This window comes from Kaistia sp. 32K (genome assembly GCF_016629525.1).
In the GTDB taxonomy this organism is placed as follows: domain Bacteria; phylum Pseudomonadota; class Alphaproteobacteria; order Rhizobiales; family Kaistiaceae; genus Kaistia.
In genome coordinates this window covers 1,180,609-1,203,494 of the sequence record NZ_AP024269.1, presented here as the reverse complement: position 1 = coordinate 1,203,494, position 22,886 = coordinate 1,180,609, and the positions used below count along the sequence as shown (strand labels likewise).

The following is a 22,886-nucleotide window of genomic DNA, read 5'->3' as shown; positions in this document are numbered from 1 at the left end:
CAATGAGAATTGAGCGTTTCCAACGGTTTTGCCTGAGATGCGGCAGCCCGACGCAACATGAAACGCGACATGGCGCCCCCCTGATTGACGCCCCCCTCGATCTCGGACACGCCAAGCGTGCATCGCAAGGGGGACTCAATTGCGCATCGTCATCATCGTGATCGGCATTCTTCAGGTTCTGGGCGGGGTCGCGTTCTTCCGACTTCACGGTTCAGGATGAGCCCGGTATCGATCGTGACTACGCAGGTCCGGCGTCTGTCACACCGCTGGCTGCAGCGGCCCCACGCGGCTGACATCCGCCGTCCGGGGCAGATTGCTGGTTGAAGAGGGTCTAGTGGGTCGCCGCGATGACCATTGCCACGTCACGTTAGTCTGCTTAGGGGTCGGCGGCTGGAAGGGCCATCGTCATCCGGGTCCCGCCCGTCTCGGTCTCGCCGGCGGTTATGCGGCCACCATGGAGGTCGACGATGCGCCGGACCAGATGCAGGCCGAGTCCTGTTCCGCGGGAGCGTGGCTTCAACCGGTGAAACGGCTCGAAGATTCGCTCGCGCTCGTTGAGGGGGATGCCCGGCCCGTCGTCGCAGACCTCGACAGTGCCCGGGGCCGTGATCTTGATCAAGATGGTGCCGCGCCCGCTGCCATGATCGATCGCGTTCTGGATCAGGCTGGCCAAGGCCCGTTCCAGCGCAGCCTCCTCGCCTTTGACGATCGGATCCTGGGCCGTTGTGGCAAAGTCAAGCTCATAGCCAGCGGCAAAGGCGAGCGGCGCCATGTCGCCGATTATTCTTTTGGCCAGGCGGCCCAGCGAGAGGGGGGCGAGGTTCGCCAGATCGCGATTCAGGCGCTCCAGATCCAGCAATTGCTCGCTCAGCAGCGCGAGCCGGCCGACATCCGCCTTGAGCTGCGCCCGCTCCGGGGTCGCCGGCATTCCTTCAATACGGGTGCCGATGATGGCGATCGGTGTTCGCAATTCATGCGCGGCGTCGGCCAGGAAGAGCTGTTGCCGATCGTAGCCGTCGTCCAGCCGGCACAGCGCCTCGTTGAATGCATCGATCAACGAAGTGATTTCCGGCGAGGTGTCGGAAGCGTCCAGCCTGACCCCGCGCTGCCGGATATCGATGAGTCGCGCCTGCCGTTCGGCCTTGGCAATCCCGGCGATCGCGCCGCGCACGACCAGCGGAGTGGCGATCACGATGCCCAGGACCGTCACGAACAGCATAGGCAGTCCGACGTTGAGGACGATCAGCCCGGCACCGAGCGCGACGATGCCGAACGAGGCGGCGCTTTCCGTACCCGTCAGGATCTGGACCTCGCCGATGGGCGAAGTGACCTGGCGCATTCGCGCCTCGGGACTGTCCAAGGCGGCGCTATCCAGGGTTGCGCCGAAGCGGGCCTGTCCGATGCCGTCGAGCGCCTGGGGCAATCGTAGAAAGGCCGGTGGGACCGTCCCTTCGACGAGGCGCTGCCCGCCCGCGTCGCGGATGACGAACCAGAGCCCTGTTTCGGCTTGACGCAAGGCGGTCAACGCCGCCGTGGCGCGCAGGCGCATGTCGCCGGACGGAGCTCGCTCGAGCGCGTCACGGAGGATCTCGATGGTGCGATCCATTGAGCGATAGGAAAACAGATCCCCCCGCAAACCCAGCGCCAGGAGCAAGGCGAAGAGGATGGCGCTCTGCAGGATCACGAGCCGCAGGATCAACTGGCCCTGAAGGCTGCGCCCGCGCCTGCGGCTCATCGGGCTTCCATCAGCATATAGCCGACACCGCGGACGCCCTTGATTGCCACATCGGCTTCCAGATCCACGAGTTTGCGCCGCAAGCGCGAAACATGGCTATCCAGCGTGTTTGACTGCACCTCATCGGTGAAGCCGAACACCGCTTCCATCAAGGACTCGCGCGTCACCATACGCCCCGCACGCCGCATCAGGACTTCCAGGACGAGGAGTTCCCGCCGCGGAATATCGAGCGGCATCCCATCCACCAGCGCTTCGCGATGCTCCAGATCGAAGGACAGGCGACCGGCTTTGACGGTCATCGCGCGGAGCTGGCCAGGCCGGCGCATAACGGCGCGCAGCCGCGCCAGCAACTCCTCGAAGGCGAAAGGCTTGACCAGGTAGTCATCGGCCCCGAGGTCGAGACCTGTCACCCGCTCGGGCAGCCGTCCGCGAGCGGTGAGCACGATGATCGGCATCAGGGCGTCGCGCTGGCGCAGGAAAGGAATCAGGGAGAGACCGTCCCCGTCCGGCAGGCCGCGATCGAGCACGATTGCATCGTAGCGCCCCGCCAGCGCCATCTCGCGTGCGAGCTCGAGCCCGTCGGCCCGGTCGGTGACAATGTCCTGGCGCCGCAAGGCGCTTTCCAGCGCTGCCGCCATTTCCGGCTCGTCCTCGACGAGCAACAGCCGCATGGCTTGCTCCTTCGCTTCTTCTTCACCGGTCATGACGCGGGTACCTTACGTCAACATGACGTCACCGCGCCATGCGTGCGCAAGTCCTGTGGCCGACAGGCTCCCCATCGAAGCGCTGCAAGTGGGGACGATTCAGTCATGAAGACCAGTATGTACTTTTTGGGCCAGTGGCTCGCTGCTCCGCTGCGCACCGCGGCCATCGCTCCGTCCGGCCGTGCGCTGGCCCGCCTGATGAGCAGCGAGGTGGGTCCCCAGACCGGCCCGGTCATCGAGCTCGGTCCCGGCACGGGTGTTTTCACTAGGGCCTTGCTCGACCGCGGCGTCGCCGAGCAGGACCTTGTCCTGGTCGAGCTGAACCCCAGCTTCGCGCAATTCCTGCGCCGCCGCTTCGCCCGTGCGTGCGTGCTGGAGATGAACGCAGCTGAGTTGGCCCGCACGAGTTGTCTCGACGGCATCACGGCCGGTGCCGTATTGAGCGGGCTGGGCCTTCTCTCGATGCCCCGACAACAGGTCGTCGACATCCTTGACGGCGCGTTTCGCCACCTCAGGCCGCATTGCGGCTTCTACCAGTTCACCTACGGCATGCGATGTCCGGTGCCGGATACGATCCAGAACCGTCTCGGCTTGCGCGCAAGGCGGCTGGGCGGGACCTTCCTCAATTTGCCGCCGGCAGCTGTCTATCGGATCAGCCGGGACGTTGGTTCAAATCCTACGGCAGCCCTACAATTCACGAAGACGACTGAGATCTAGGTCGATCCAATCAAATCTCGAGGCTGCGAATAGCCGCCTCGAGCTCCCATCGCGCGCCGCGGACCCAGCCCCCGACCGGCTGTTGCGGCTCGACGGCCTGCAGGAACGACTTCGGTAGCTTCTTCCGGATTTCGCCCTGCAGATCATCGGCCGGCTTACCGGTCACGAAGGTGCAACAGGAGGACCAGCCCCGGACGTCGAGATCCAGCTGGCGCGATTTCCAATCGGCTTCCTCGGCGACAACGCCTTCGCCCTCGGCGAAGGTGCGTCTGACGATTTCGGCCATGCTGCTCCCCTGACATAGGAGCCGTGCCTAGCCGATTCCCGCCGCAAAAAGCCTGCTGCGACAGCGCCGCACGAGTAGCCGAAGGCGCCCGACGCTTTCTGCCTTTAGCCTGCCCTTGACGCCCTCCCAATGCGCTAGGTGCAGATTTGTAAGAAACGTCAGTCTTTTACGCGAGGTCGGGAGAACAACGGACTACCCCGATCGTCTATGCGTGACTTTAAACTGCTCGGCCCGATGGGGTTGTGGTACATTGGGAGTGGACTTGCCGGCACTGGTCAGGGGTAGCGCACGAGGCGGATATCATGCGGTTCCGACGTGCTCTGACGCAATCCGACTCAACACCAGGACATGCAACGGCGCTCGTGTCGCAGGCGGCGGTCAGGACCGGATGCCCATGGCGTGCTGTCCTGATTGCGTTGGCGGTGCTGGCAACTACGGGACAGGCCGCGTATGCGGACGAGGGCGGTGTCAGCTTTTGGCTACCCGGACAGTACGGCAGCTTTGCAGCCGTCGCGCCCGCCCCGGGGTTTTCGTTGTCAGCGGTGTCCTACTTCTATTCGGGCAAGGCGGGCGGGGACGTGCCGCTAAACCGCGGGGACGCGTTGAGCTTCGGTGTCGACACCGATTTCTTCGCCCAGTTGATCGTGCCGACCTACACCCTCGACACGACGATCCTGGGTGGACGCCCCAGTTTTTCGCTGGGCTTTTTCCCAGGCTGGAACCAGACGTCTGCCGACGTCGGGATCGGAGCGCTGTCGGCGAGCCGGACCGACGACGTCACCGGCTTCGGGGATCTCTATCCCACGGCGCAGCTGTTCTGGAACAACGGCGTTCACAACTGGATGACCTATGTCACCGGCGATATCCCGGTGGGCGCCTATGACCCCAACCGGCTCGCCAATCTGGGGATCGGACATGCCGCGATCGACGTCGGCGGCGCCTACACCTATCTCAATACCGAGACCGGCTTGGAGTTCTCGGCGACCGCGGGCCTGACCTATAACTTCGAGAATCCTGATACGGACTATCGCAACGGCATCGATTCACATCTGGATGTCGGCATATCGCACTTCCTGAACGAGAAGCTCTTCGTCGGCGCCGTCGGCTTTGCTTATGTGCAGCTGACGCCCGACAAAGGGGCGCCGGCGGCGTTGGGCGGCTTCGAGGGACGCACTTTCGGGATCGGTCCGCAGATCGGCTACAACTTCACCGTCCAGGGCAGGACGATCTTCACCAACCTGCGCGGCTATCTCGAGTTTGACACCGAGAACCGAACCAAGGGCGGGAGCGTGTACCTGACTGTCAACCTCCCGTTTTCAGCGCCGGCGAAGGGGAACTGAGGACGAGCTTTTCGGTCCGCCCTCCATCTGTTCGTGCTCTTGCCGCCTGCCCAAGCGCAGCGAATTCCGCGGCAAGGCAATCGCCAGGAGGAAGCCACGATGAAGCCTAGCGCCAGGCTGCTTTACCTCGGTTGTGCGATGATCGGCGCGACGATGGCTCCCGCCCTGCCGGCGACGGCGCAGGAGCAGAAGCCCAACATCGTCTTCATCCTGCTGGACAACACGGGCTGGGGCGATCTCGGCGTCTATGGCGGCATGACGCCGACGCCGCGCATAGACAAGCTCGCGAGCGAAGGCATTCGCTTCAACAGCTACTATGTCGAGGCCCAATGCACGCCGACCCGCTCGGCCATCATGACCGGACGCCAATCCGTGCGGTCGGGAACCTATACCGTGCCCTTGCCGGGCACGGGTCCCTACGGCCTGTCGCCCTGGGAGCACACGCTTCCCGAACTCTTGTCCGAAGCTGGTTACGCCACCGCGCTCTATGGCAAATGGCATCTCGGCGAAGTGCCGGGCCGACTGCCGAGCGACATGGGCTTCGACGAGTGGTGGGGCATCAAGAACTCCTGGGACGAGGCCGGCTACACGTCCTATCCGCTCTTCAAGGAGTCCGGCGTGGAAGTGCCGATGATCTGGCAAGGACGAAAAGGCGAGGCTTCAACACCGGTCATGCCGCTCGATCTGAACGTTCGACCGATTGTGGACGAGAAATACATCATCCCCAAGACGGTGGACTTCATTCAACGAGAAGCAGCCGCCAAGAAGCCCTTCTTCGTCTATGTCGGCTATTCGGAGATGCACCCGCCGGCCATCCCCAATCCTAATTTTGCCGGCAAATCCGTCGAGCGCGGCGGCGCGTACTCCGATCTGGTCGGCGAAATGGATGTCCGCGTCGGTCAGATCCTCGATGCCATCAAGCAGGCGGGCATCGACAACGACACGATGGTCATTCTGAGCAGCGACAACGCGACAGCTCCGAGCCTGGTTGCTGGAGCGGGCGGCGGATCGGACGGACCGTTCCGTGGCGGCTTCTTCACGCCGCCCTTCGAAGGAAGCATGCGCACCCTCGCCATGGTTCGGTGGCCCGGGCACGTTCCGACCGGCATCGTCACTCAGGAGATCTTGAGCGCCCATGATTGGCTGCCGACGCTCGCCGGCGTCGCCGGTCGAACGGATTTGGTCCCCAAGGACCGGCCGATCGATGGCATCGATGCCTCCGCCTTCCTGCTTGGCAAGAGCGCCACGACCGGCCGGGACAGCTATATGCAATTCGGCCCCGATGGAGAGCTGATGTCCGTTCGCTGGAAGGTCTACAAGACCATTTTGCGCTATTCGGAGGGCGTGGACAAACCGATCGTCAAGCCACAATTCCCCATGCAGTTCGACCTGACCAGCGACCCGCATGAGAACTGGAACCTGTTCAATACCAAGCTGACCGAAGGCTGGAGCTTCGCGCCGGTCGCCCGCCTCATTATCGCGTATGAGGAGAGCCTCAAGAAGTATCCCAACATCCGTCCAGGCGAGGATTTCAAGGGGTATAAATAACGGCCGCGACGGGAGGGAAACAGCGGCGGCATTCGTCGACGGCAGAGGGATTCAAACGGGATCAGATGTCCGAGATGGATCATGGAGGGCATGATGCACCAGACCGTACGGAGATCACTCGCAGTGCTGGCGTTCGGGTCATCCTTGGCGGCCCTGCCTATGCCAAGCAACGTGGCGCTGGCGCAGCAAGACAAGCCCAATGTCGTCTTCATCCTCGCCGACAACATCGGTTACGGCGATCTCGGGCCCTATGGGGGCGGCGAGTTGCGCGGCGCGCCGACGCCCAACATCGACCGGCTGGCGCGCGACGGGCTGCGGCTAACCCAGTACCTGGTGGAGCCCGCGTGCACGCCCAGCCGGGCGGCGTTGATGACGGGGCAATATTCGATCCGCAACGGGTTGTCGCTGATCGCGGTCGAGGGCAGCCCCTACACGCTCCCGAAGAACGCCTTCACCATGGGGGAGATGTTCAAGAGCGTCGGCTACGCCACCGCGATCTTCGGCAAGTGGCATCTCGGGTCCGCACCGGAGAGCCTGCCGACCAGCCACGGCTTCGACGAATTTTACGGCATCCCGCCGGATATCTCCTGGGATTCCGCTACCTATGTCGATACGGCCGAGATGACGCATTCCGTCGATGCTCCCCGTGACGAGCTGCTGCGCCTGGGGCCGCAGATCCAGGAGGCCGTCGCAGGCGGACCTCTGAAGAACGTGAAGCCATACACGCCGGAAGTGCGCGCCGAGATCGACGTCGAGCTCACCGCCAAGTCGATCGACTTCATGGAGCGCGAGACCAAGGCGGGTAAGCCGTTCTTCCTCTATCTTCCCTTCTCCATGGGACATGTGCCGAACCTGCCTTCGGCATCGTTCAAAGGCAAATCGCGGATCGGCAATTATGGCGACAAGCTGATGGAGGGCGATTTCCACGTTGGGCAGATTCTCGAATCGCTGAAGGAACTTAGTATTGAGGACGACACCGTCGTTGTCTTTGCATCGGACAACGGACCGTTCGGTGAGACCGCCCGCGAATTCGGCAACGCCGGCACCCCGGACATGGGCAACGCCGGCCCGTTCCGTGGCGAGCTCGGCGAGGTGACCGAAGGCTCGATCCGTACCGCCGCCCTAATCCGCTGGCCCGGCCACGTCACGCCGGGGACCAGTTCCTACGCGATGTTTTCGATCATGGACTTCCTGCCGACCTTCGCCGACATCGTCGGCGCAAAGCTGCCGGCGGACCGCCCGATCGACGGTGTTGACCAGACCGATGTTCTGCTCGGCAAGAGCGCAACCGGTCATCGCGAGGCCCTGCTGAGTTTTGTCGGCGCTGACCTTCTGGCCGTGCGCTGGAAGCAGTGGCGGGCCTACTTCACCGCCGTTCATCCCACCGGCATCGGGCCGCAACGGCAGCCGGGTGTTTTCTCCACGAGCGCGCCTTTGGCCGGGTATCCGATCATCTACAACATCGAGATGGACCCGCACGAGGATCTCATCGTCGCCGGCATGTTCGCTTGGGCGTCCGGCCCCATCCTGAAGGTTGTGAAGGAATATGAGGCGACGCTGAAGGACCGTCCCAACCCGCCAGCGCCGAACATCACGAACTTCAGCCAGAAATGAAGGGTCCGGCGGCTTGACGGCTCCGGACAGGCCGCGCGGCAGCGAACGGAGGACATCGCGGCAATCGCAGACAAGGATCTCGGACTTCAGGACCGATTCCGGCGCGGGGATCGCGATCGGCGCGTCCGGCATCTCCGCCACCTCCAAGCACTGCTGCTGCTCCGAGCGGCCTGATTGGTCAGACGCCCCCCCCCGCAAAAAGATGACGTCTTGGCCCGATTGGTTTAAGAAAGAATGGGCCCTAGTGAATGGGAAACGCCGTGATCGGCCTTTGCCTTGGAGCATTTCTGGCAGGCGCAGCAGCGAGCTGCATGGTTTCGTTCCCACCATTCATCTTGGCCGTGCTCGGCGGCGCCATTTTCAGCGCGATCATGGGCGCCATTCAGCATCAGTCTGGTGTCGATATCTTGCTCCAGGCGGCGCTCCTTGCCGGATCGGCACAGGTTGGATATGCGGCAGGGCTGATCCTGCTTGCCCTCGCCAGGACGACACGCAGCCCATCTCCGAGCCGTCGCGGGACGCCCGCCCCTACGCGGAGCAAGGTGGACCGCATGCCTCCGGAGAAAGAACTGCTCTGATCCAGAGTAAACTCGAAATTCCGGGATGGCGGATGATCTTGCATTTCCAGATCGCGGCGACATAGCTCATCGAACTACGCTCCGAAGCAAGCTCATGCTTCCTCTCATCTTCCGACAGAAAGTTTGTTCGGACCGAGAGCGAACAACGCTTCGGAAGAGCTCGAGCATCCGGCGGTGGCATGGCTATGCCTTGAACTTGTTCAACGCAATTCCGTAGACATGAACATTGCCGAAGCAGGCGGCCATCGCCGCCTGAAGCTCGTCCATGGTCGTGCGGCCCGCCTCGACGACGATAATGACGCCATCCAGCAAGGAAGCGATCGCCGCGGCATCCGACGAGCCGCGCAGGCTGGGGAGATCAAGGACAGCGTAGCTCTCCTCGGCGCCCCCTTTTAGCAAATGCTCCATTTGCCGTCCGCCAACGAAGGCATCGCGGTCGAGGGGATGATCGGCGGTAACGGCCGGCATGAATTCGAGATTGGGGGCAATCTCGACGCAAGCCGGCATGACTTCCGCGTCGCCCGAGGCAAAAAACGCGTTGAGGCTGTTTTGCTCGTACGGCGCCAGGGCACGGGTCAGGGTGGCGTTCTCGAAACTGCAATCAAGCAGCCTCACCAGCCTGCCGGACGCGGCGATCGTCAGCGCCAATTGCAGCGCGATGGCGCTTCTCCCCTCGCGCGGATTGCAGGACAGGACGCCGACCGACAGAGATCGTCCCCGGCCTCGGCCAGACACGAGGATAGCCGCGCGAAGCGTGCGAAGGGCATCGAGAAAGTCGCTCCGCTCCGATCGATCGAGGCCGGGAGAGACATTGAGCAAGCGCCGTCTCTCTCGCCTGGAGATCGCAGGAACTGCCACAACGGCCTCCCCACCCACCAGCTCGCGCACTTGCTCCGGGGTCCGGATGGTCCGATCGAGAGCAAAGCGAACCGCCAGGAAAGCAAGTCCCGACAAGAGCCCGATCGTAAAGGCGAATACCAGGATCAGCGCGCTCTTCGGGCTGGACTTGCCGGTCGGCGGAATCGCCGCGCTGAGAATGCGCGCGTCGGAATCGGGAAAACGATCGCGGAGCGCCTCCCCGCTTTGAACCGCCGCAAAAGCCGCCGCACGCTCCGCGGCGATATCGGCGATGCGGGTTTGCAGATACTCGCCGCCGCGTTTGGCCGACTCGAAACGGATATCGATCTGATCGAGGATATAAGCGGCGGCGATCGAATTGGCACGGCTGGCGCTGACGTCAGGCGACGGCGCCCGATAGGAGATTTCCAGAACATAGGAGAGACCGACGCGACGAACACCGACCCGGTTCATGAAGTCGAGGAAGGCGGCAGACACTTTATCGCCTTTCGAAGCCGGCGCGCCGCTGTTTGGCCGGATCATGCCGATGAGACGCTGCAAGAGGCTGGGCGCCTCAGGCGCCAACTCGGGCGCATTAGCGAGTTTCAGCGTATCGAACACGAAGCGAAGCAGCCTTTCCGACCTGACGATCTGCATCTGGCTCTCGAACTCGCTGGTGTCGAACGGAGCCTGATTGAGGTTCTCGGGCGCGGTGCTCCCGGCCACGACGCGATGGGGTTCGACGATCACCAGCGTCGAGGCCGTGTATTCCGGCGTCGACCGGAAGAGGATGACAAAGCCGATGCCGACGCAGAGAACGACCCAAAGCGCGAGGGCAGGCAGGCTGCGGCGGATATGACGAAAGAAATCGCTGGCGCTGCGTATCGCAGACGCGTGACCTGGGCGGATCAACGCATTGGGGGCGCCAGTGAAATTTTGCGTAAACGGGGCTTGGTTCATCATCCTGGACCGGCCCCGCCCTAAAGCCGCTCGGCGCGTTCGGGCCGCACGTTCCCGACGAGAACGTTGGCGAAGCCGAGCAGATTTCCACGCAAACGCCCAAACCGATCGATGTAAGGCTCGGGGACGAACGTACCGATCAGATTGCTGCCGAAATTGCCGGCGATGTGCCGCATCAGGCTGCCCAGCGTCATGGTGCCTTTTCGGTGCAGGTAGATCGGATTGACGATCTGGGAGTAGCCGAGCCGCCTGCCGGAGACCCTCCCCTGCTTGATGCCGAGATGCACGCCGCAGGCTGCGCCCAGCTTGAGCATTCGGCCGCCGCGCTTCGCCAGCGCACCGCCAAAATCGCGATCCTCCAGCCAACCGTAGAGAACCAGCCGTTCATCGAAATAGAGGTCGGCAATGGCCGAGTACCGAAAGGCCATGTTGCAGCCATAAGGGCTGTAATTCTCATGCAGCCAGTCGATACCCCGGCCGTCCAGCGACGCCAGCAATGTGTCGGCCTCCTCGAGAGTGAGACCCGGCCCCTTGATGCCGTCGGCGATGACATGCCCCGTCACCGCGACCACGTCCGGATTGACCCGGAAGCGAAGCTCCGTCATTTCGATCCAGCGCGGATGCGGCACGAAATCATCGTCGAAGAAAACGACGATCCCGGTATCGGGACCGATCTGGCGAAGGGCGGCATTGCGCTGGCGCGGCAAGCCCGCGGGCGCGACGATGACGTTGATATCCGGGCGATGGACCAAGGCGCCGGCATCCGCGATGCTGGCGCAGGAAATCCAGATTGAATCGGGCTTGACCGTCTGCCGGTCCAGTCTCTCCACCACGCCGGCCAGCGCGTCCGGGCGCCCATGCGTGGCGATGACAACGGCGACGCGCAGCTTCTCGCTCCAGCCGCTCGGCGCCTCCCGCCGGACCTTTTCGCCAAGCGCCGCCCAAGGATCCCCCACCGCGAGCTTGGCGTCCGAGATGGCAACATCGTCCCCGGCATCCGTCCACGGATCGGTCATCTCAGGCGTCCTTGAGCTGCAGGGGGCCGTGTTCGAAGCATTCCGCGTAAACAGAGAGCGTGTCTCGCGCGACGCGAGCGATCGACATGCGCTCGATGTTGAATTGGCTGCTCTGGCGCCAGGACGCGAGTACCTGCGGGTCCTGGACCAGCAGAAGCAGCGCATCGGCCAACAGGTCCGGCGAGCCGGGCGGAACCAGGATGCCGGCGCGGCCATGCTCGAGAAGTTCGGGGATGCCGTCGACCGCGCTCGCAACGATGGCGCATCCGCCTTCCCGGGCCTCCGAGAGCACCAGGGGCGCCGGATCGGCATGCGAAGGCAGGACCAGAATATCGGCAGCACGGAAATAGGAACGGGGATCGCTGGCGGCTCCGCAGAAGCGAACCGCGCCACGACAGGCCATCCCGTCGACCATCGCGCGGTATTCGGCTTCCGACGGCCCCTCGCCCACCAGGTAGAGCGTGGCGCGCGGCGCTGCCCGATGGACGATATCGAAGGCCGTCAGCAGGTCCCCCACGCCTTTGCGCGGATGAAGTCCCCCGACGAACAGAACACTGGGATGATCCAGCACTTCAGGCTCGGGATAGGGCTTCGGCATTCGCGCCGAGCCGATCGTTCCATTCAGCACGACGCGGAGCCTGGAGGCAGGAACGCCACGCTTGCGCATGGATTGGCCAACCGCCTCGCTTACCGCGATCACACGCGATCCGACCGCCATCAGGACGGCCGACCTCTCGAACGCATTGTGAACGGTCGTTACCAACGGGCGGCCCGCGAGCTTGCAGGCAGGATAGGCAAGCACGGCGCTCGTCATCATGTGGGCGTGCACGAGATCGGCGCGCCAGGAGCGGATCAGGCGCAAGACAGCGAGAAAGGCGCCGCCCAGCGTGCCAACCTTTCGGGCCTGATTGATGACGAAGACCTGGACATCATGAGCGCGCAACACGCCGTCGAAATCACCGCCGGCGCTGCAGAGAGCGACATCGTGTCCGAGATCGGCCTGCGCGCAGGCGAGATCCACCGCCGCATGCACATTGCCGTTCAGCCGGCCGGTATGGTTGAGAACGTGAAGAATGCGCACGGCTAGCCTCCCCCACTCTTGGCCGCCGGGCTGTCCTGTCGATCTGTCTCGACACCCCCCTGCGGGGTCGCCGCTCCCTGCGCCGCCAGGCGGGCCTTGTCCTGGAAGACCATGATGTGCGCGATGGTCATGACCGCCGGCGACTTGAGTTTGTCGATCGGCCAACCGCCGCCGAGGGCCAGATTGGCGAGGACGTAAAAGGGTTGGTGATATTCCGGCGGCGTCGGCAGTCGCCAGATCTCCTTCCGGTTCAGAAAGAAGCGCGTCAACTCCGGTTCGACCAGCACGCCGAAATCGTTGAACCGATCCGTCAAACTGCCCGCCGGCACACGGACAAGATTGTCCTTCTGAAGACGATCCTTTCCATCCCGGAATAGATGGGCCACGTTATGGTAATATTCTGGAAACTGCCCGTAATATTCGATGACATCGATCTCTGACGATGACGTCTTCTTGTCTACACCGATCAGCCAGAACGCCGGCCAGACGCCGGGACCGTCCGGCAGCTTGGCTCTCATTTCGAAATAGCCGAACTGTTGGGCAAAGCCCCTTTGCCCGGCGCCGTCCTTGTCCATCGAGCAGAGGAGACCGCCCTGCCAGCTTCCGTCCGCCCGCTTGCTGGCGGTGATCGTCAGGCCTTCCGGCGTCAGGGCAAACGGACCGCCCGGCCCCGGATCGGCAAAGACCGCATCGCCAAAATCGCCATTCCAGGGCGTGTGCGCGATCCAGCGGGTTCCCGGCCCGTGAGCCGATATGTCCAAGGTCTCGAAACGCTCGACAAAGGTCGGAACGAAGTTCCCGAGATCCAGATCCTCCGCGGACACCGACCGAGCCGGGACGCCGATGCCGAATGCGGCAGCGAGCAGGAAGCCGGCAAGCGCCAGAAGGCCGCCACGATGCTCGGCACGAAGGAGAGCCGGGAGGGCAAGCGAAGAGCCAGATCTCCGTCTCATGCCGTCACCCCGCGGCTCAGCAGATCGAGATAGCCGGCCGCGGAGCTGCGCCAGGAGAACTTCCTCGCCTGTTCGCGCCCGCGTGCGGCAAGTTCCGATTGGAGCCCCTCCGACCCGAGGAGCCGCTTGAAATGCCCGTACCATTGGCCGGCATCGAGCGGACTGGCCATCAGCGCCGCGCCGCCGCATATCTCCGGAAGGCTGGCCCGGTCGCTGGACACGACGGGGCAGCCGCGTGCCATCGCCTCAACCACGGGCAAGCCAAAGCCTTCGGTCAGGGACGGAAAGGCGAGGCAAAGCGCGCGCGACATGAGCAGGGCAAGGTCATCGTCGGAGACCCCGCCGAGCCAAACTATATTCGCGGCGGTCGCGGCCGGCGTCTGCGCGAAGATGGCGCCAGCCTCACCGGCGATAACGATGTCGAGATCGAGCAGATCCAGGGCGCCGGCAAGCGACGTGACAAGCCCCAGATTCTTGTGCGGCGCTCGGCTGCCCAGCATGAGGATGTAAGGCCGCGTCAGCTTGTGGCGATCGAGAAGCTTCGACGCGCCGGCATTCCAGCGCAGGGCATGCTCATAGCCGTTCGGGAGTATCGTCACCTGGGTCAGCGAAATGGGAAGGTGGCGCGCGATCTGGGCGGCGGAGTCCTGCGATACGGTGGCGATGCGCGTCGCCTTCCGCACGATCCAGGGCTGCAGCGCCCGATAGAAATGACGGAAGGCCGGGCTGTAACTCTCCGGCTGCGTGAAGACGTTTGCATCATGGATGCAGACGACCTGAGCCCCGCCAAACACCGGCGCCGTATTGCAGAGATTGAGGATCGGCAGGCCGCTTCGAAAGGGCAGCACGAACTGCTCCCAGAGATGCCCGTTGCCAGGGCCCACCCGGCGAACATGGACCGATCGATAGTCGGGATCCGGCGCCTCATGATGCGGCGTCAGCAGGGCGACGCCCTCATTTTCAGGCTGCAAAAGCTGGCCGAGGGAACGCGTCACTTCCCGGGCATAACGCTGAACCCCGGTCGTGGGCTGGGTGAGGAACCGCCCGTTGATGACAAAATCACGGAGCGTCGGCGGCGGCCGCACGCTGTCCGGGACAGGCGCCTCCACCATCGGAACCGATCTCTCAACAGCGCCGGAGGCCTGGCTCATCCGAACCTCCTGCCGCGGCCGAACGCCGGGATGAAGCGGGATAGCGTCATCAGGATCGCCGCGGGCTTCATCAATAAGAACCCTTCGACTTCAACACGGCGGGAATCGTCCGCAGCAAAATGCCGATGTCACCCCAGAAACTCCGGTTCGTGACATAGTCATCGTCGAGCTCGACGCGCCGGGAATAGGATACATCGTTGCGTCCATTGACCTGCCACAACCCGGTTATTCCGGGCCGTACCTTGCAATATTGATTGATCACCTGGCCGTATTTGACGACTTCGGCCTCGACGATCGGCCGAGGTCCGACAAGGCTCATCTGCCCCATGACGACGTTCAGGAATTGGGGCAATTCGTCGACGCTTGCCGAGCGCATCACGCGGCCAAGCGGCGTAACGCGTGGGTCCGCCTTGAGCTTGTGCGTTCCGGCCCATTCGCGCCGCGCCTCGGGGTTGGCTGCCAGATGGCGCTCGAGCACTTCGTCGCCATCGACGACCATTGTCCTGAGCTTGAAGCAGCCAAATGGCCTGCCGTGGCGACCGATGCGCCGGTGGCGTATGAGGATCGGCCGACCCTGGAGGATCAGCATTGCGCCGGCGATCGCGATGAAGAATGGCAGCAAGATCACCAACGCGCAGAGCGCGCCGACGAAATCAAACCCACTCTTCACGGCGGCGCCGATATATTTATCTTCGGGAAGAATTCCGGCTTCCGACATCGGGATGGACCCGATTTCGGACGCATCTCCCATACTGCCATCAACAAAATTAGGCATTACAACCTCCGGGGAGATTTTCATCTTCGAGATTTATGCTATGCCTCGAACACAGCATTGCAACTCGATTTTTTTTGATAAAAATTAACACCGAAGATAATAGTGACTATACATGACAGCCGCCCTATCTACACGGGCCATGATTCATAAAATCGAGATCCTCAATCAAAGTATAGCGATATACCTATACAGCACCTTCACGGCAATTGCTGCGCTGCAATATGCATCGATTCAGCAAAATATGACCTAACCACGCCATAATTTACTCTGACAGGTGATGGCTTCATTCTAAAATATGAAGAAAAATCCGACCCGAACCCCGCTCGAAACGAGGCTGATATGCGAATAGCAATCGTCCACTATTGGCTGACAGGCATGCGGGGCGGAGAAAAAGTCTTGGAACAACTGTGCGCCATGTACCCTGACGCTGACATATTTACGCACGTATATGACGCCAGGGCCGTCTCTGACCGGATCGCGTCACACAAGGTGACCACATCCTTTATCGGCAAGCTCCCATGGGCATCAAAATTGTATAGGCAGTATTTGCCGCTCATGCCGCTGGCTTTGGAACAACTGGATTTGCGTGGTTATGATTTGATCCTGAGCAGCGAGGCAGGGCCGGCCAAAGGAATAATCCCGCCACCTGACGCCGTCAGCATCTGTTATTGCCATTCACCGATGCGATACATTTGGAACATGGCGCATGACTACCGCGAGAGCGCTGGATTCATCAATAAACTGTTGATGCCGCCGCTATCCCACTACATAAGGTCATGGGATGTAACCTCGTCAAACCGCGTCGATCACTTCGTCGCCAATTCGAAGACCGTCGCCAGGCGCATCGAAGCCTATTATCGCCGCGAGGCGACCGTGATCTATCCGCCAGTCGATACCGAGAGTTTCGAATGCGCGCCGCGTGACGAGGTTGGCGATTTCTATCTGATGGTCGGCCAGCTCGTGCCCTACAAGCGACCCGATCTTGCCGTCGAGGCCTTCAACCGTTCCGGGCGACGGCTGGTCATCATCGGCGGCGGCGAAATGCTGGCCAAGCTCAAGGCGATGGCCGAGCCCAATATCACGTTCCTCGGATCCCAACCCTTCGAACAGCTCCGGTATCATTATGCGCGCTGCAAGGCGCTGATCTTTCCGGGCGAGGAGGATTTCGGCATCGTCCCGGTCGAAGCCATGGCGAGTGGAAGGCCCGTGATCGCCTTCAACCGTGGCGGCGCGACGGAGACGGTGGTGGACGGCGTGACGGGCATTTTCTTCGAAGTGCAGACTGTCGAGGCCTTACTGGACGCTTGCGATCGGCTCGAGCGCACAAGCTGGGATTCCCGAGCGCTCATGGCTCGCGCGAGGCTTTTCGATACAGCCCAGTTCTCGGCCAAGCTCAGGACCTTCATTGACGGCGCCATCGCTGCGCCCCGCGGCGACCGAAGCCCGTTCCCCCGCCGGGCCGCCGGCCCTGATGGAGTGTTGGCCACGTCGGACGGGGCACCCGATGACACCGCCGCCCATACGCCGACACTCTACAGCGTTCGCCGAGACGGCCACGATCGGATCCGTCCGCCCCGATACCAAGACCGAAAGCGGAAGTCATTCTGATAACGAAGCTCAGCCTGGCCGACGAAGCCCGGCATGCAGAAGCCAAGACGTATACCGCACTTAGGATCGCGGGCGCTGATCACAAATCAACAACTGCCCTCGAAGAACAAGGATAATTACTTCAAAGATTAAAATTGCCCACCGATCGACCGCATCTATTTTCTGCCAGCACGGCGATATTTCCGGCTCTATTGGTCGGAGACTGCACGAAACCGAGACTTGGGCGTACTGCGGAGGAATGCCATGCGCGCGATGCAAATCGCGGCTCTCGTCCTCATCGGCTGGATAGGCTGGGGCGGCCCAGCCATCGCGGCAGATGCCGGCGCAAATGGCTATCGGCTGGGGCCGCAGGATCGGTTGCGGGTCAAGGTCTACGACTGGCGGACGGGCTCGGCCGAGATGCACGAATGGACGGCGCTGACCGGGGAATTCGTGGTCGATGCGGCCGGCAACGTATCGCTGCCGCTGGTTGGCGAGGTTCCGGCGGCCGATCAGACGACGTCACAATTGGCGCAATCGCTCGCCGATCGACTGAAGGACAGGGCCGGCCTTGCCCAACGTCCGGACGCTTCGATCGAAGTCGTAAACTACCGACCCTTCTACATGATCGGCCAAGTCGTGAAGCCGGGCGAATACGGCTACCGGCCAGGCATGACGGTCCTGCAGGCCGTCAGCATCGCTGGCGGGCTGGTCCGGCCACAGGAAGCGAACATGCTCGACTACGAGCGGGATGCGCTCACGCAGCGTGGCGAATTGCGCGTTCTCGCCACCGAACAACAAGCGCTGATCGCGCGCCAGGCCAGGCTCGATGCCGAGCTCCACGGCGCGGATTCCATCGCCTTCCCCAAGGCGCTCCTGGCGCAGGAAACCACCCCGGAAGTCGCCCGCGCCATGCGCGAGGAGCAGCTTTTGTTCGAGACGGGCAGAAGCGCCCTGCAATCACAGACGGAATCACTCGGGCAGGCCAAGATCCTGCTGCAGCATGAAGTCGAAACGCTTTCTGCCAAGGAGGCGTCCGTCTCGCGCCAGCTGGCGCTTTCGAAAAAGGAGCTCGATCAGGTCAATGGCCTGGTCGCCAAAGGCCTCGCCGTCATGCCGCGTCAGTTGCAGACGGAGCAGAACACCTCCCAATTCGAAAGCAATCTCCTCGACATTCAGCTCTCCTCGCTACGCGCCCAGCAGGATATTGCCCGTATCGACAGGGATCTTTCGGATTTCCGCGACAAGCAGCGCAGCCAGTTCCTCGCCGAGGCGCGCGAGGTCAGGACGAGCCTCGACGCCGTGAACGAACGGATCGCCACCACGCAGACCCTCATCTATCAATCCGAAGTTCGCTCTCCCCAGGTGACGGCACAGCAGTCCGTGAACGCGCGTCGCGCCCCGGTCTACTCCATCACCCGACGGGTCAACGGCGTCTTCAGAACGGAGACGACGTCCGAAAGCGACCTTGTCGAACCGGGCGATACCGTCCATGTCGACAAGCCGCCGGAGCTCCAGAGGCCTGATGCTCGCGGCTGAGGCGTTGTCCTACGTCGGCCAGCCGGAGCGCCGCAGGCCCTAGACGTAGGCCCGGGCCTCGTGCCGTTCGATCCGTTCGCGGACCAAGGAAGAGCGCCAAAGCGGCAGTTCGATCGCGCTCTTGATCCGCTGCTGGGCAATGTACTTCGCGGTCTTGATTGGCCCGAACGCCTTATGGAATCGCGCCAGTTCGGGATGTTCGCTCGCAAGACGGAGATAGGGCTCGTGCCAGGCGTCGCCCCAGGGCTGGAACGGGCCATGCCAGGGTCGCGGGTTGGACATGAAATGATAGATCGTCGGCGTGATCAGATCCTCGAAACCGCAGGCGAGAAAGAAGCTCGGGAAATTCCAGCGATAGGACATCGTCAGATAGTCGGTGCCGAACATCAGGTTCAGCGCATCCTGATCAGGGAACTTCAGCTCGTGACCATGGCGCGAGGACGTTTCGATGACGGCCGTGCTGATCGCTTCCCAATCCCTAAGATTGAACCGCAAGACGCCGGAGTTGCAGTAGCGCTGAAGGACGGCATCGGCGATTCCGATCGACTGAAGATAGGCGCGGCGCTTGCGCCACATACGCCTCGGCTGATCGATCAGGATCGACATGGGATCCGGCGCGGCGATGAATCGACCGGGTTCCAGCTCGATATCGAGTAAGGGCTGGAGCGACCCCGAGATCTGGGTGTCGCCATCGACATAGACGATCGAGCGATAAGCCGGGTCCAGCAGGCGCGACAGGAAAAAGCGCGCGAACAGGATCGGCATATGGTCGATCGCAGCGGGCGGGGCGAAGACAAGCTCGACCCCCAGGCTTTCGCAGACATTCTGGAACGGCAGGGTTTCGGCGTTCTCGGAGCCAATACAAAATATCTTGATGTCGGTCGTATCGACGCATGTCGCCTTACGCGCTTGCGCAGCGCTCAATACCGTCGGGAACAGATAGCCTTGATCGATGACGTAGCAGCAGCATTCGTCTTTCATCTACGCCTCTCTTCGAAATTTCTACATCCGGCCTCCCTAGCCAATTTACTATCACGACAGATGTGCCGACAGGCAAATATTGAATAATTACTTCCTGAAAAAATTAGCGCCAACCAGTCCTGCGCTATAGGCTTTGCCAACATCCTTTGACACTGCGCGAGAACAATTGGGACGGCAGATTACAACCAGACCACGCGCCCCGTTCTGTCGCCTCGAACCAGCCGAGCCAACGCCAAGGGCTCGGCATCTGTGATCAGAGCCATGTGAGAGCGCATTTGAATATCCGCTTTGTCAGAAATTCGGCCTTCGGCACGATCGCGGCAGTTTGCAATACGGCCGCGAACTTTCTGAGCGGCCTGATCGTGGCGCGCCTCCTCGGCGTCGAGGGCGTGGGGACCTATTCCTTCGCCGTCTGGATCATCGCGGTCGCGACGACGATCACCGGCGCGGGCCTTCCGTTCACCCTGACCCGGTATCTGCCGGAATATGCCGTTGTCGATGGCGAACAGAAGGCACGGGGACTGGCCGCCTTCCTGCTCCGCCCTGTCTTCGCCTTCAACATGCTGCCGATCGCAATTGCGATATCCTGCATCATCTGGTTCAGCCGGGGCGATACGGGCCAGGCCCTACTGAGAGATCCCCTGCTCTGCCTGCTGATCGGCCTCTCCTGCGCCGCCCAGGGCCTTGGCGACTTCGCCAAGGCCTATTTGCGTGGCATGCACGCCATGGACCGCGTGGCCCGGATATCGTCGATCGCCATGTTCCTCCAACTGGTCCTGATCGTCCTGGGCAGCCTCCAATTTGGCGTGCAGGGCGCCATGTTCGGCTATCTCATCGGCGCCGTGTTGCCGATCATCCCGATCCGCGATTTCTGGCGCGAAAAGCCCTACGCGCCCGCCGAAACGAAACGGCGCCTGTTCAAATACGCCAGGTATCGCTGGGCGTCCGAAATCGGGGCGGCGTTCGTCTTCTCGCGCATCGAGATATTTTTCCTGCATGCCTTCTGGGGCGCCCAATCGGTCGGCTATCTCGCGGCGAGCCTGACACTCGCCAATCTCGCCATTCAGGGCCCCCTGATGCTGAGCTGGGGGCTCCTGCCTCATTTTTCCGAGAAATTCGGCCAGAAGGACATGGACGGGCTGCGCGCGGCCTACGCATCGGGAACGCGGATCATGGGCTTCCTGATCCTCCCCGCCTGTTTCGGCCTCGCGGCGATCGTTCCTGTGCTCCTGCCGCTCCTGTTTGGCCAGGCGTTTTCGGATGCGGTGCCGTCGGCCGTCGTGCTCGTCGCGGCGGCTTCCGTACCAGCGACAGCAACGGTGGGCGCCAATCTGATCTGGGCGATGGAGCGCAGCGACGTCGATTTCTATCTCGGTATCGTCGGCGCCGTCCTGTCCGTGAGCGGCGGCCTTTTGCTGATCGCACCCTTCGGCCTGATGGGGGCCGCCTATTCGCGCGCCATAACCCAATGCGTCGTGATCGGCCTCGGCACGTGGTTCCTTTGGCGACGGCTCGGCTTCGACGTCCCGTTCAACGCGCTGGCGCGCCTGTTGCTGGCGGCGCTGCTCTGCGCCGGCACGGCCCGGCTCTGTCTGATCGTGATGCCGACGCCGCTGGGCGTCGTCGTCGCCATCGCCATGGGCGCCTTCACCTACCTCGCTGCGGTGCGCGTCTTCGGCGGGCTGGAGACCGAGGACATCGCAAAGATCCGGTCGCTCGCCGATCACCTTCCGGTATCGGCAGGAGCCATCGCGCACCGCCTGGTTTACTACGCGCTGGGCTGAAGGAACCCGGCAGACTGCACCAGGATAAGCCGCAACGAAGGCTGGCGGACAGGACGAATGTCGATCGAATTGATGGGCCTGTTGACGATGGTGGTCGGCATCCTCGCGCTTCTGCGCGGGGAGACATTTGCCTTCAAGGCCTTCATCCTTTCGACGCTACTCGGCTCGTCGGCGGCCATGATCCTGAGCGCCACCGGGGCCAGCATACAGCCAGCGCATCTGCTGCTCGGCTTCCTCGCCATCGGCGTATTCAGCAAGACCGCCAATGTTCGCGCGGCAGTCCTGCTGCTCCGCTTTCCGGGGCCCGGCTTCTGGCTGCTATGCACCTGGCTCTACGGCGTCGTCGGAGCCTTCTTTTTCCCGCGTCTGCTGGCTGGCCAATATTACGTCAATGCCATCGGGGTCAGCGCCTCTCTTGGCGGCTTCGCGCAGATCCCGCTCGGGCCGACCTCCGGCAATTTGACCCAATCCATCTATTTCACCGGCGACATGGTCTGCTTCCTTGCCGCCTCGGTCTTCGTGCAGACGCAAGCGGGCCTCAAGACCGTGACGCAGGCCCTGCTCGCCTATTGCGTCGCCAACATCCTCTTCGCTGGACTCGACCTCGCGACGTTCTGGACCGGAACGGGCGATCTCCTCGATTTCATGCGCAACGCCACCTACACGATCTATCTCGACGCAACCTCCGGCGGCATGCGGCGCATCATCGGCTCCTTCACGGAAGCCTCGGCCTTCGCCTTTGCGACGCTGGGCGCCTTCGCTTTCTCACTGCAGCTTTGGCTCGGCGGCGTCTACACGAAGATCGCGTTCCCGGTCGCTCTCCTGTCGCTCGTGCTGCTGTTGCTGTCGACCTCGACGACAGCCTATGTGGCGCTGCCGATCTGCCTCGCCCTGCTCTACGCCGGATCCATACCGCAGCTTCTGCGGAAGGGCCGACCGGCACCGTGGACGACCGGATTGCTGATTGTCTTTGCCCCGCTCGTGCTGGCTGCCATCGTCTGCGTCATCGCGCTCTACCAGCCCGCCCACGACGCTACCATGGACGTCCTGAACGGCATGGTTTTCCAGAAATCAGCCAGCCAATCCGGAATCGAGCGCTCGCGCTACAATGTCGAGGCGTTCAGAACCTTCACCGAGACTCTTGGCCTTGGCACTGGCATTGGCAGCGTCCGCGCGTCCAGCTTCCCGCTTGCGTCGCTGGCCAATCTCGGCGTGTTCGGCTCGGCCTGCTACGCGCTCTTCATCGCGACAGCCATGCTGCGTGGCGATGCCAGCGATGACGGGTTCACCCATGTCGCGCGTCGCGCCGCCAAGGCGGGCATGCTCGCCGCGCTGATCGCGTCATCGATTTCTGGCGCCCTGATTGATCTTGGCATGCCGTTCTTCGTCCTTTCCGCCCTCGCCGCGGCCCGCCTCCACCCGCATGACGCGAGCCTGGGCGCTGGCGGCGCAGGTCAGATGCGCCAAGCGGTCGACGCATATCCGGCCGCCGCGGTGGGATCCTAGCCAGGCTCGAGCGCTCTCCCCTGCGACGCCCCTTCCCATGACAGGCCCAACCGGCCCGCAATCAGGTCGCCCGCGCGGACTGTGCTCAGCAGGGCTGCATGGAAGGCGAGCGGATGAGACGATTTCTGTTAATTTAATGTTTGAAATGAATTTGCAGTGCACCATGTAGCCTATTCTGGCGATAGAGAGCCGGC

General features: G+C 62.7%; 19 protein-coding genes. 9 read left to right on the top strand and 10 right to left on the bottom strand.

Features of this window, described 5'->3' with window-relative positions:
* Positions 1 to 376: 376 nt before the first annotated feature.
* Positions 377 to 1,735, bottom strand: a complete 1,359-nt coding sequence (locus tag K32_RS05230; protein WP_201403013.1) for a HAMP domain-containing sensor histidine kinase — start codon at positions 1,733 to 1,735, stop codon at positions 377 to 379.
* A complete protein-coding gene (locus K32_RS05225; RefSeq protein ID WP_201404357.1) occupies positions 1,732 to 2,406 on the bottom strand; it encodes a response regulator transcription factor in 675 nt (224 codons plus the stop codon). Before K32_RS05225 ends, K32_RS05230 begins: the two co-directional genes overlap by 4 nt.
* Positions 2,407 to 2,544: 138 nt before the next feature.
* On the opposite strand from K32_RS05225, the gene K32_RS05220 reads away from it, so the two are divergent.
* Positions 2,545 to 3,156, top strand: coding sequence for a class I SAM-dependent methyltransferase (locus tag K32_RS05220; protein ID WP_244669858.1), 612 nt, complete (start codon positions 2,545 to 2,547; stop codon positions 3,154 to 3,156).
* A 10-nt stretch (positions 3,157 to 3,166) separates the two neighbouring features.
* On the opposite strand, the gene K32_RS05215 is transcribed toward K32_RS05220, so the two are convergent.
* The gene (locus K32_RS05215) at positions 3,167 to 3,442 is read right to left on the bottom strand and encodes a hypothetical protein (RefSeq protein WP_201403012.1); all 276 of its coding nucleotides are present in this window, start codon (positions 3,440 to 3,442) and stop codon (positions 3,167 to 3,169) included.
* A gap of 302 nt (positions 3,443 to 3,744) precedes the next feature.
* On the opposite strand from K32_RS05215, the gene K32_RS05210 reads away from it, so the two are divergent.
* The 4 genes from K32_RS05210 to K32_RS05195 all read left to right on the top strand — a co-directional run bounded on the left by K32_RS05210 (position 3,745) and on the right by K32_RS05195 (position 8,522).
* A complete protein-coding gene (locus K32_RS05210) occupies positions 3,745 to 4,782 on the top strand; it encodes a transporter (RefSeq protein ID WP_201403011.1) in 1,038 nt (345 codons plus the stop codon).
* Positions 4,783 to 4,881: 99 nt separating this feature from the next.
* Entirely contained in the window at positions 4,882 to 6,330 is a 1,449-nt protein-coding gene (locus K32_RS05205; RefSeq protein ID WP_201403010.1) for an arylsulfatase, read from the top strand.
* A 93-nt stretch (positions 6,331 to 6,423) separates the two neighbouring features.
* Entirely contained in the window at positions 6,424 to 7,944 is a 1,521-nt protein-coding gene (locus tag K32_RS05200; protein WP_244669857.1) for an arylsulfatase, read from the top strand.
* A gap of 248 nt (positions 7,945 to 8,192) precedes the next feature.
* Positions 8,193 to 8,522: a hypothetical protein gene (locus K32_RS05195; RefSeq protein ID WP_201403009.1), complete on the top strand. Its 330-nt coding sequence runs from the start codon at positions 8,193 to 8,195 to the stop codon at positions 8,520 to 8,522.
* A gap of 183 nt (positions 8,523 to 8,705) precedes the next feature.
* On the opposite strand, the gene K32_RS05190 is transcribed toward K32_RS05195, so the two are convergent.
* The 6 genes from K32_RS05190 to K32_RS05165 form a co-directional block, all read right to left on the bottom strand.
* Positions 8,706 to 10,322 (bottom strand): Wzz/FepE/Etk N-terminal domain-containing protein, encoded by a 1,617-nt coding sequence (locus tag K32_RS05190; RefSeq protein ID WP_201403008.1) that lies wholly within the window; start codon positions 10,320 to 10,322, stop codon positions 8,706 to 8,708.
* 17 nt (positions 10,323 to 10,339) lie between these two features.
* A complete protein-coding gene (locus K32_RS05185; protein WP_201403007.1) occupies positions 10,340 to 11,335 on the bottom strand; it encodes a glycosyltransferase family 2 protein in 996 nt (331 codons plus the stop codon).
* A gap of 1 nt (position 11,336) precedes the next feature.
* Positions 11,337 to 12,416, bottom strand: a complete 1,080-nt coding sequence (locus tag K32_RS05180; RefSeq protein WP_201403006.1) for a glycosyltransferase family 4 protein — start codon at positions 12,414 to 12,416, stop codon at positions 11,337 to 11,339.
* A 2-nt stretch (positions 12,417 to 12,418) separates the two neighbouring features.
* The gene (locus K32_RS05175; protein ID WP_201403005.1) at positions 12,419 to 13,369 is read right to left on the bottom strand and encodes a glycoside hydrolase family 16 protein; all 951 of its coding nucleotides are present in this window, start codon (positions 13,367 to 13,369) and stop codon (positions 12,419 to 12,421) included.
* Positions 13,366 to 14,520, bottom strand: a complete 1,155-nt coding sequence (locus K32_RS05170; RefSeq protein WP_201403004.1) for a glycosyltransferase family 1 protein — start codon at positions 14,518 to 14,520, stop codon at positions 13,366 to 13,368. The genes K32_RS05175 and K32_RS05170 overlap by 4 nt, the downstream gene beginning before the upstream one ends.
* 70 nt (positions 14,521 to 14,590) lie before the next feature.
* Complete coding sequence (locus K32_RS05165) at positions 14,591 to 15,295, bottom strand: sugar transferase (protein ID WP_244669856.1); 705 nt, start codon at positions 15,293 to 15,295, stop codon at positions 14,591 to 14,593.
* Positions 15,296 to 15,634: 339 nt separating this feature from the next.
* Here K32_RS05165 and K32_RS05160 point away from each other — a divergent pair, with 339 nt between their 5' ends.
* Together K32_RS05160 and K32_RS05155 are read left to right on the top strand one after the other, a co-directional pair.
* A complete protein-coding gene (locus K32_RS05160) occupies positions 15,635 to 16,903 on the top strand; it encodes a glycosyltransferase (RefSeq protein ID WP_201403003.1) in 1,269 nt (422 codons plus the stop codon).
* Between the two features lie 243 nt (positions 16,904 to 17,146).
* A complete protein-coding gene (locus K32_RS05155; protein ID WP_201403002.1) occupies positions 17,147 to 18,421 on the top strand; it encodes a polysaccharide biosynthesis/export family protein in 1,275 nt (424 codons plus the stop codon).
* Positions 18,422 to 18,460: 39 nt separating this feature from the next.
* Here the strand turns inward: K32_RS05155 and K32_RS05150 are convergent, their stop codons facing one another.
* A complete protein-coding gene (locus K32_RS05150) occupies positions 18,461 to 19,402 on the bottom strand; it encodes a glycosyltransferase (RefSeq protein ID WP_201403001.1) in 942 nt (313 codons plus the stop codon).
* A gap of 146 nt (positions 19,403 to 19,548) precedes the next feature.
* On the opposite strand from K32_RS05150, the gene K32_RS05145 reads away from it, so the two are divergent.
* Positions 19,549 to 21,186, top strand: coding sequence for a polysaccharide biosynthesis C-terminal domain-containing protein (locus K32_RS05145; protein ID WP_201403000.1), 1,638 nt, complete (start codon positions 19,549 to 19,551; stop codon positions 21,184 to 21,186).
* A 57-nt stretch (positions 21,187 to 21,243) separates the two neighbouring features.
* Complete coding sequence (locus K32_RS05140; protein ID WP_201402999.1) at positions 21,244 to 22,692, top strand: O-antigen ligase family protein; 1,449 nt, start codon at positions 21,244 to 21,246, stop codon at positions 22,690 to 22,692.
* Positions 22,693 to 22,886 lie beyond the last annotated feature (194 nt).

Coding starts and splice junctions, on each gene's coding strand:
- K32_RS05230 (WP_201403013.1), bottom strand. CDS start 1,735: ATGAGCCGCAGGCGCGGGCGCAGCCTTCAGGGCCAGTTGATCCTGCGG.
- K32_RS05225 (WP_201404357.1), bottom strand. CDS start 2,406: ATGCGGCTGTTGCTCGTCGAGGACGAGCCGGAAATGGCGGCAGCGCTG.
- K32_RS05220 (WP_244669858.1), top strand. CDS start 2,545: ATGAAGACCAGTATGTACTTTTTGGGCCAGTGGCTCGCTGCTCCGCTG.
- K32_RS05215 (WP_201403012.1), bottom strand. CDS start 3,442: ATGGCCGAAATCGTCAGACGCACCTTCGCCGAGGGCGAAGGCGTTGTC.
- K32_RS05210 (WP_201403011.1), top strand. CDS start 3,745: ATGCGGTTCCGACGTGCTCTGACGCAATCCGACTCAACACCAGGACAT.
- K32_RS05205 (WP_201403010.1), top strand. CDS start 4,882: ATGAAGCCTAGCGCCAGGCTGCTTTACCTCGGTTGTGCGATGATCGGC.
- K32_RS05200 (WP_244669857.1), top strand. CDS start 6,424: ATGCACCAGACCGTACGGAGATCACTCGCAGTGCTGGCGTTCGGGTCA.
- K32_RS05195 (WP_201403009.1), top strand. CDS start 8,193: ATGGGAAACGCCGTGATCGGCCTTTGCCTTGGAGCATTTCTGGCAGGC.
- K32_RS05190 (WP_201403008.1), bottom strand. CDS start 10,322: ATGATGAACCAAGCCCCGTTTACGCAAAATTTCACTGGCGCCCCCAAT.
- K32_RS05185 (WP_201403007.1), bottom strand. CDS start 11,335: ATGACCGATCCGTGGACGGATGCCGGGGACGATGTTGCCATCTCGGAC.
- K32_RS05175 (WP_201403005.1), bottom strand. CDS start 13,369: ATGAGACGGAGATCTGGCTCTTCGCTTGCCCTCCCGGCTCTCCTTCGT.
- K32_RS05170 (WP_201403004.1), bottom strand. CDS start 14,520: ATGAGCCAGGCCTCCGGCGCTGTTGAGAGATCGGTTCCGATGGTGGAG.
- K32_RS05165 (WP_244669856.1), bottom strand. CDS start 15,295: ATGCCTAATTTTGTTGATGGCAGTATGGGAGATGCGTCCGAAATCGGG.
- K32_RS05160 (WP_201403003.1), top strand. CDS start 15,635: ATGCGAATAGCAATCGTCCACTATTGGCTGACAGGCATGCGGGGCGGA.
- K32_RS05155 (WP_201403002.1), top strand. CDS start 17,147: ATGCGCGCGATGCAAATCGCGGCTCTCGTCCTCATCGGCTGGATAGGC.
- K32_RS05150 (WP_201403001.1), bottom strand. CDS start 19,402: ATGAAAGACGAATGCTGCTGCTACGTCATCGATCAAGGCTATCTGTTC.
- K32_RS05140 (WP_201402999.1), top strand. CDS start 21,244: ATGTCGATCGAATTGATGGGCCTGTTGACGATGGTGGTCGGCATCCTC.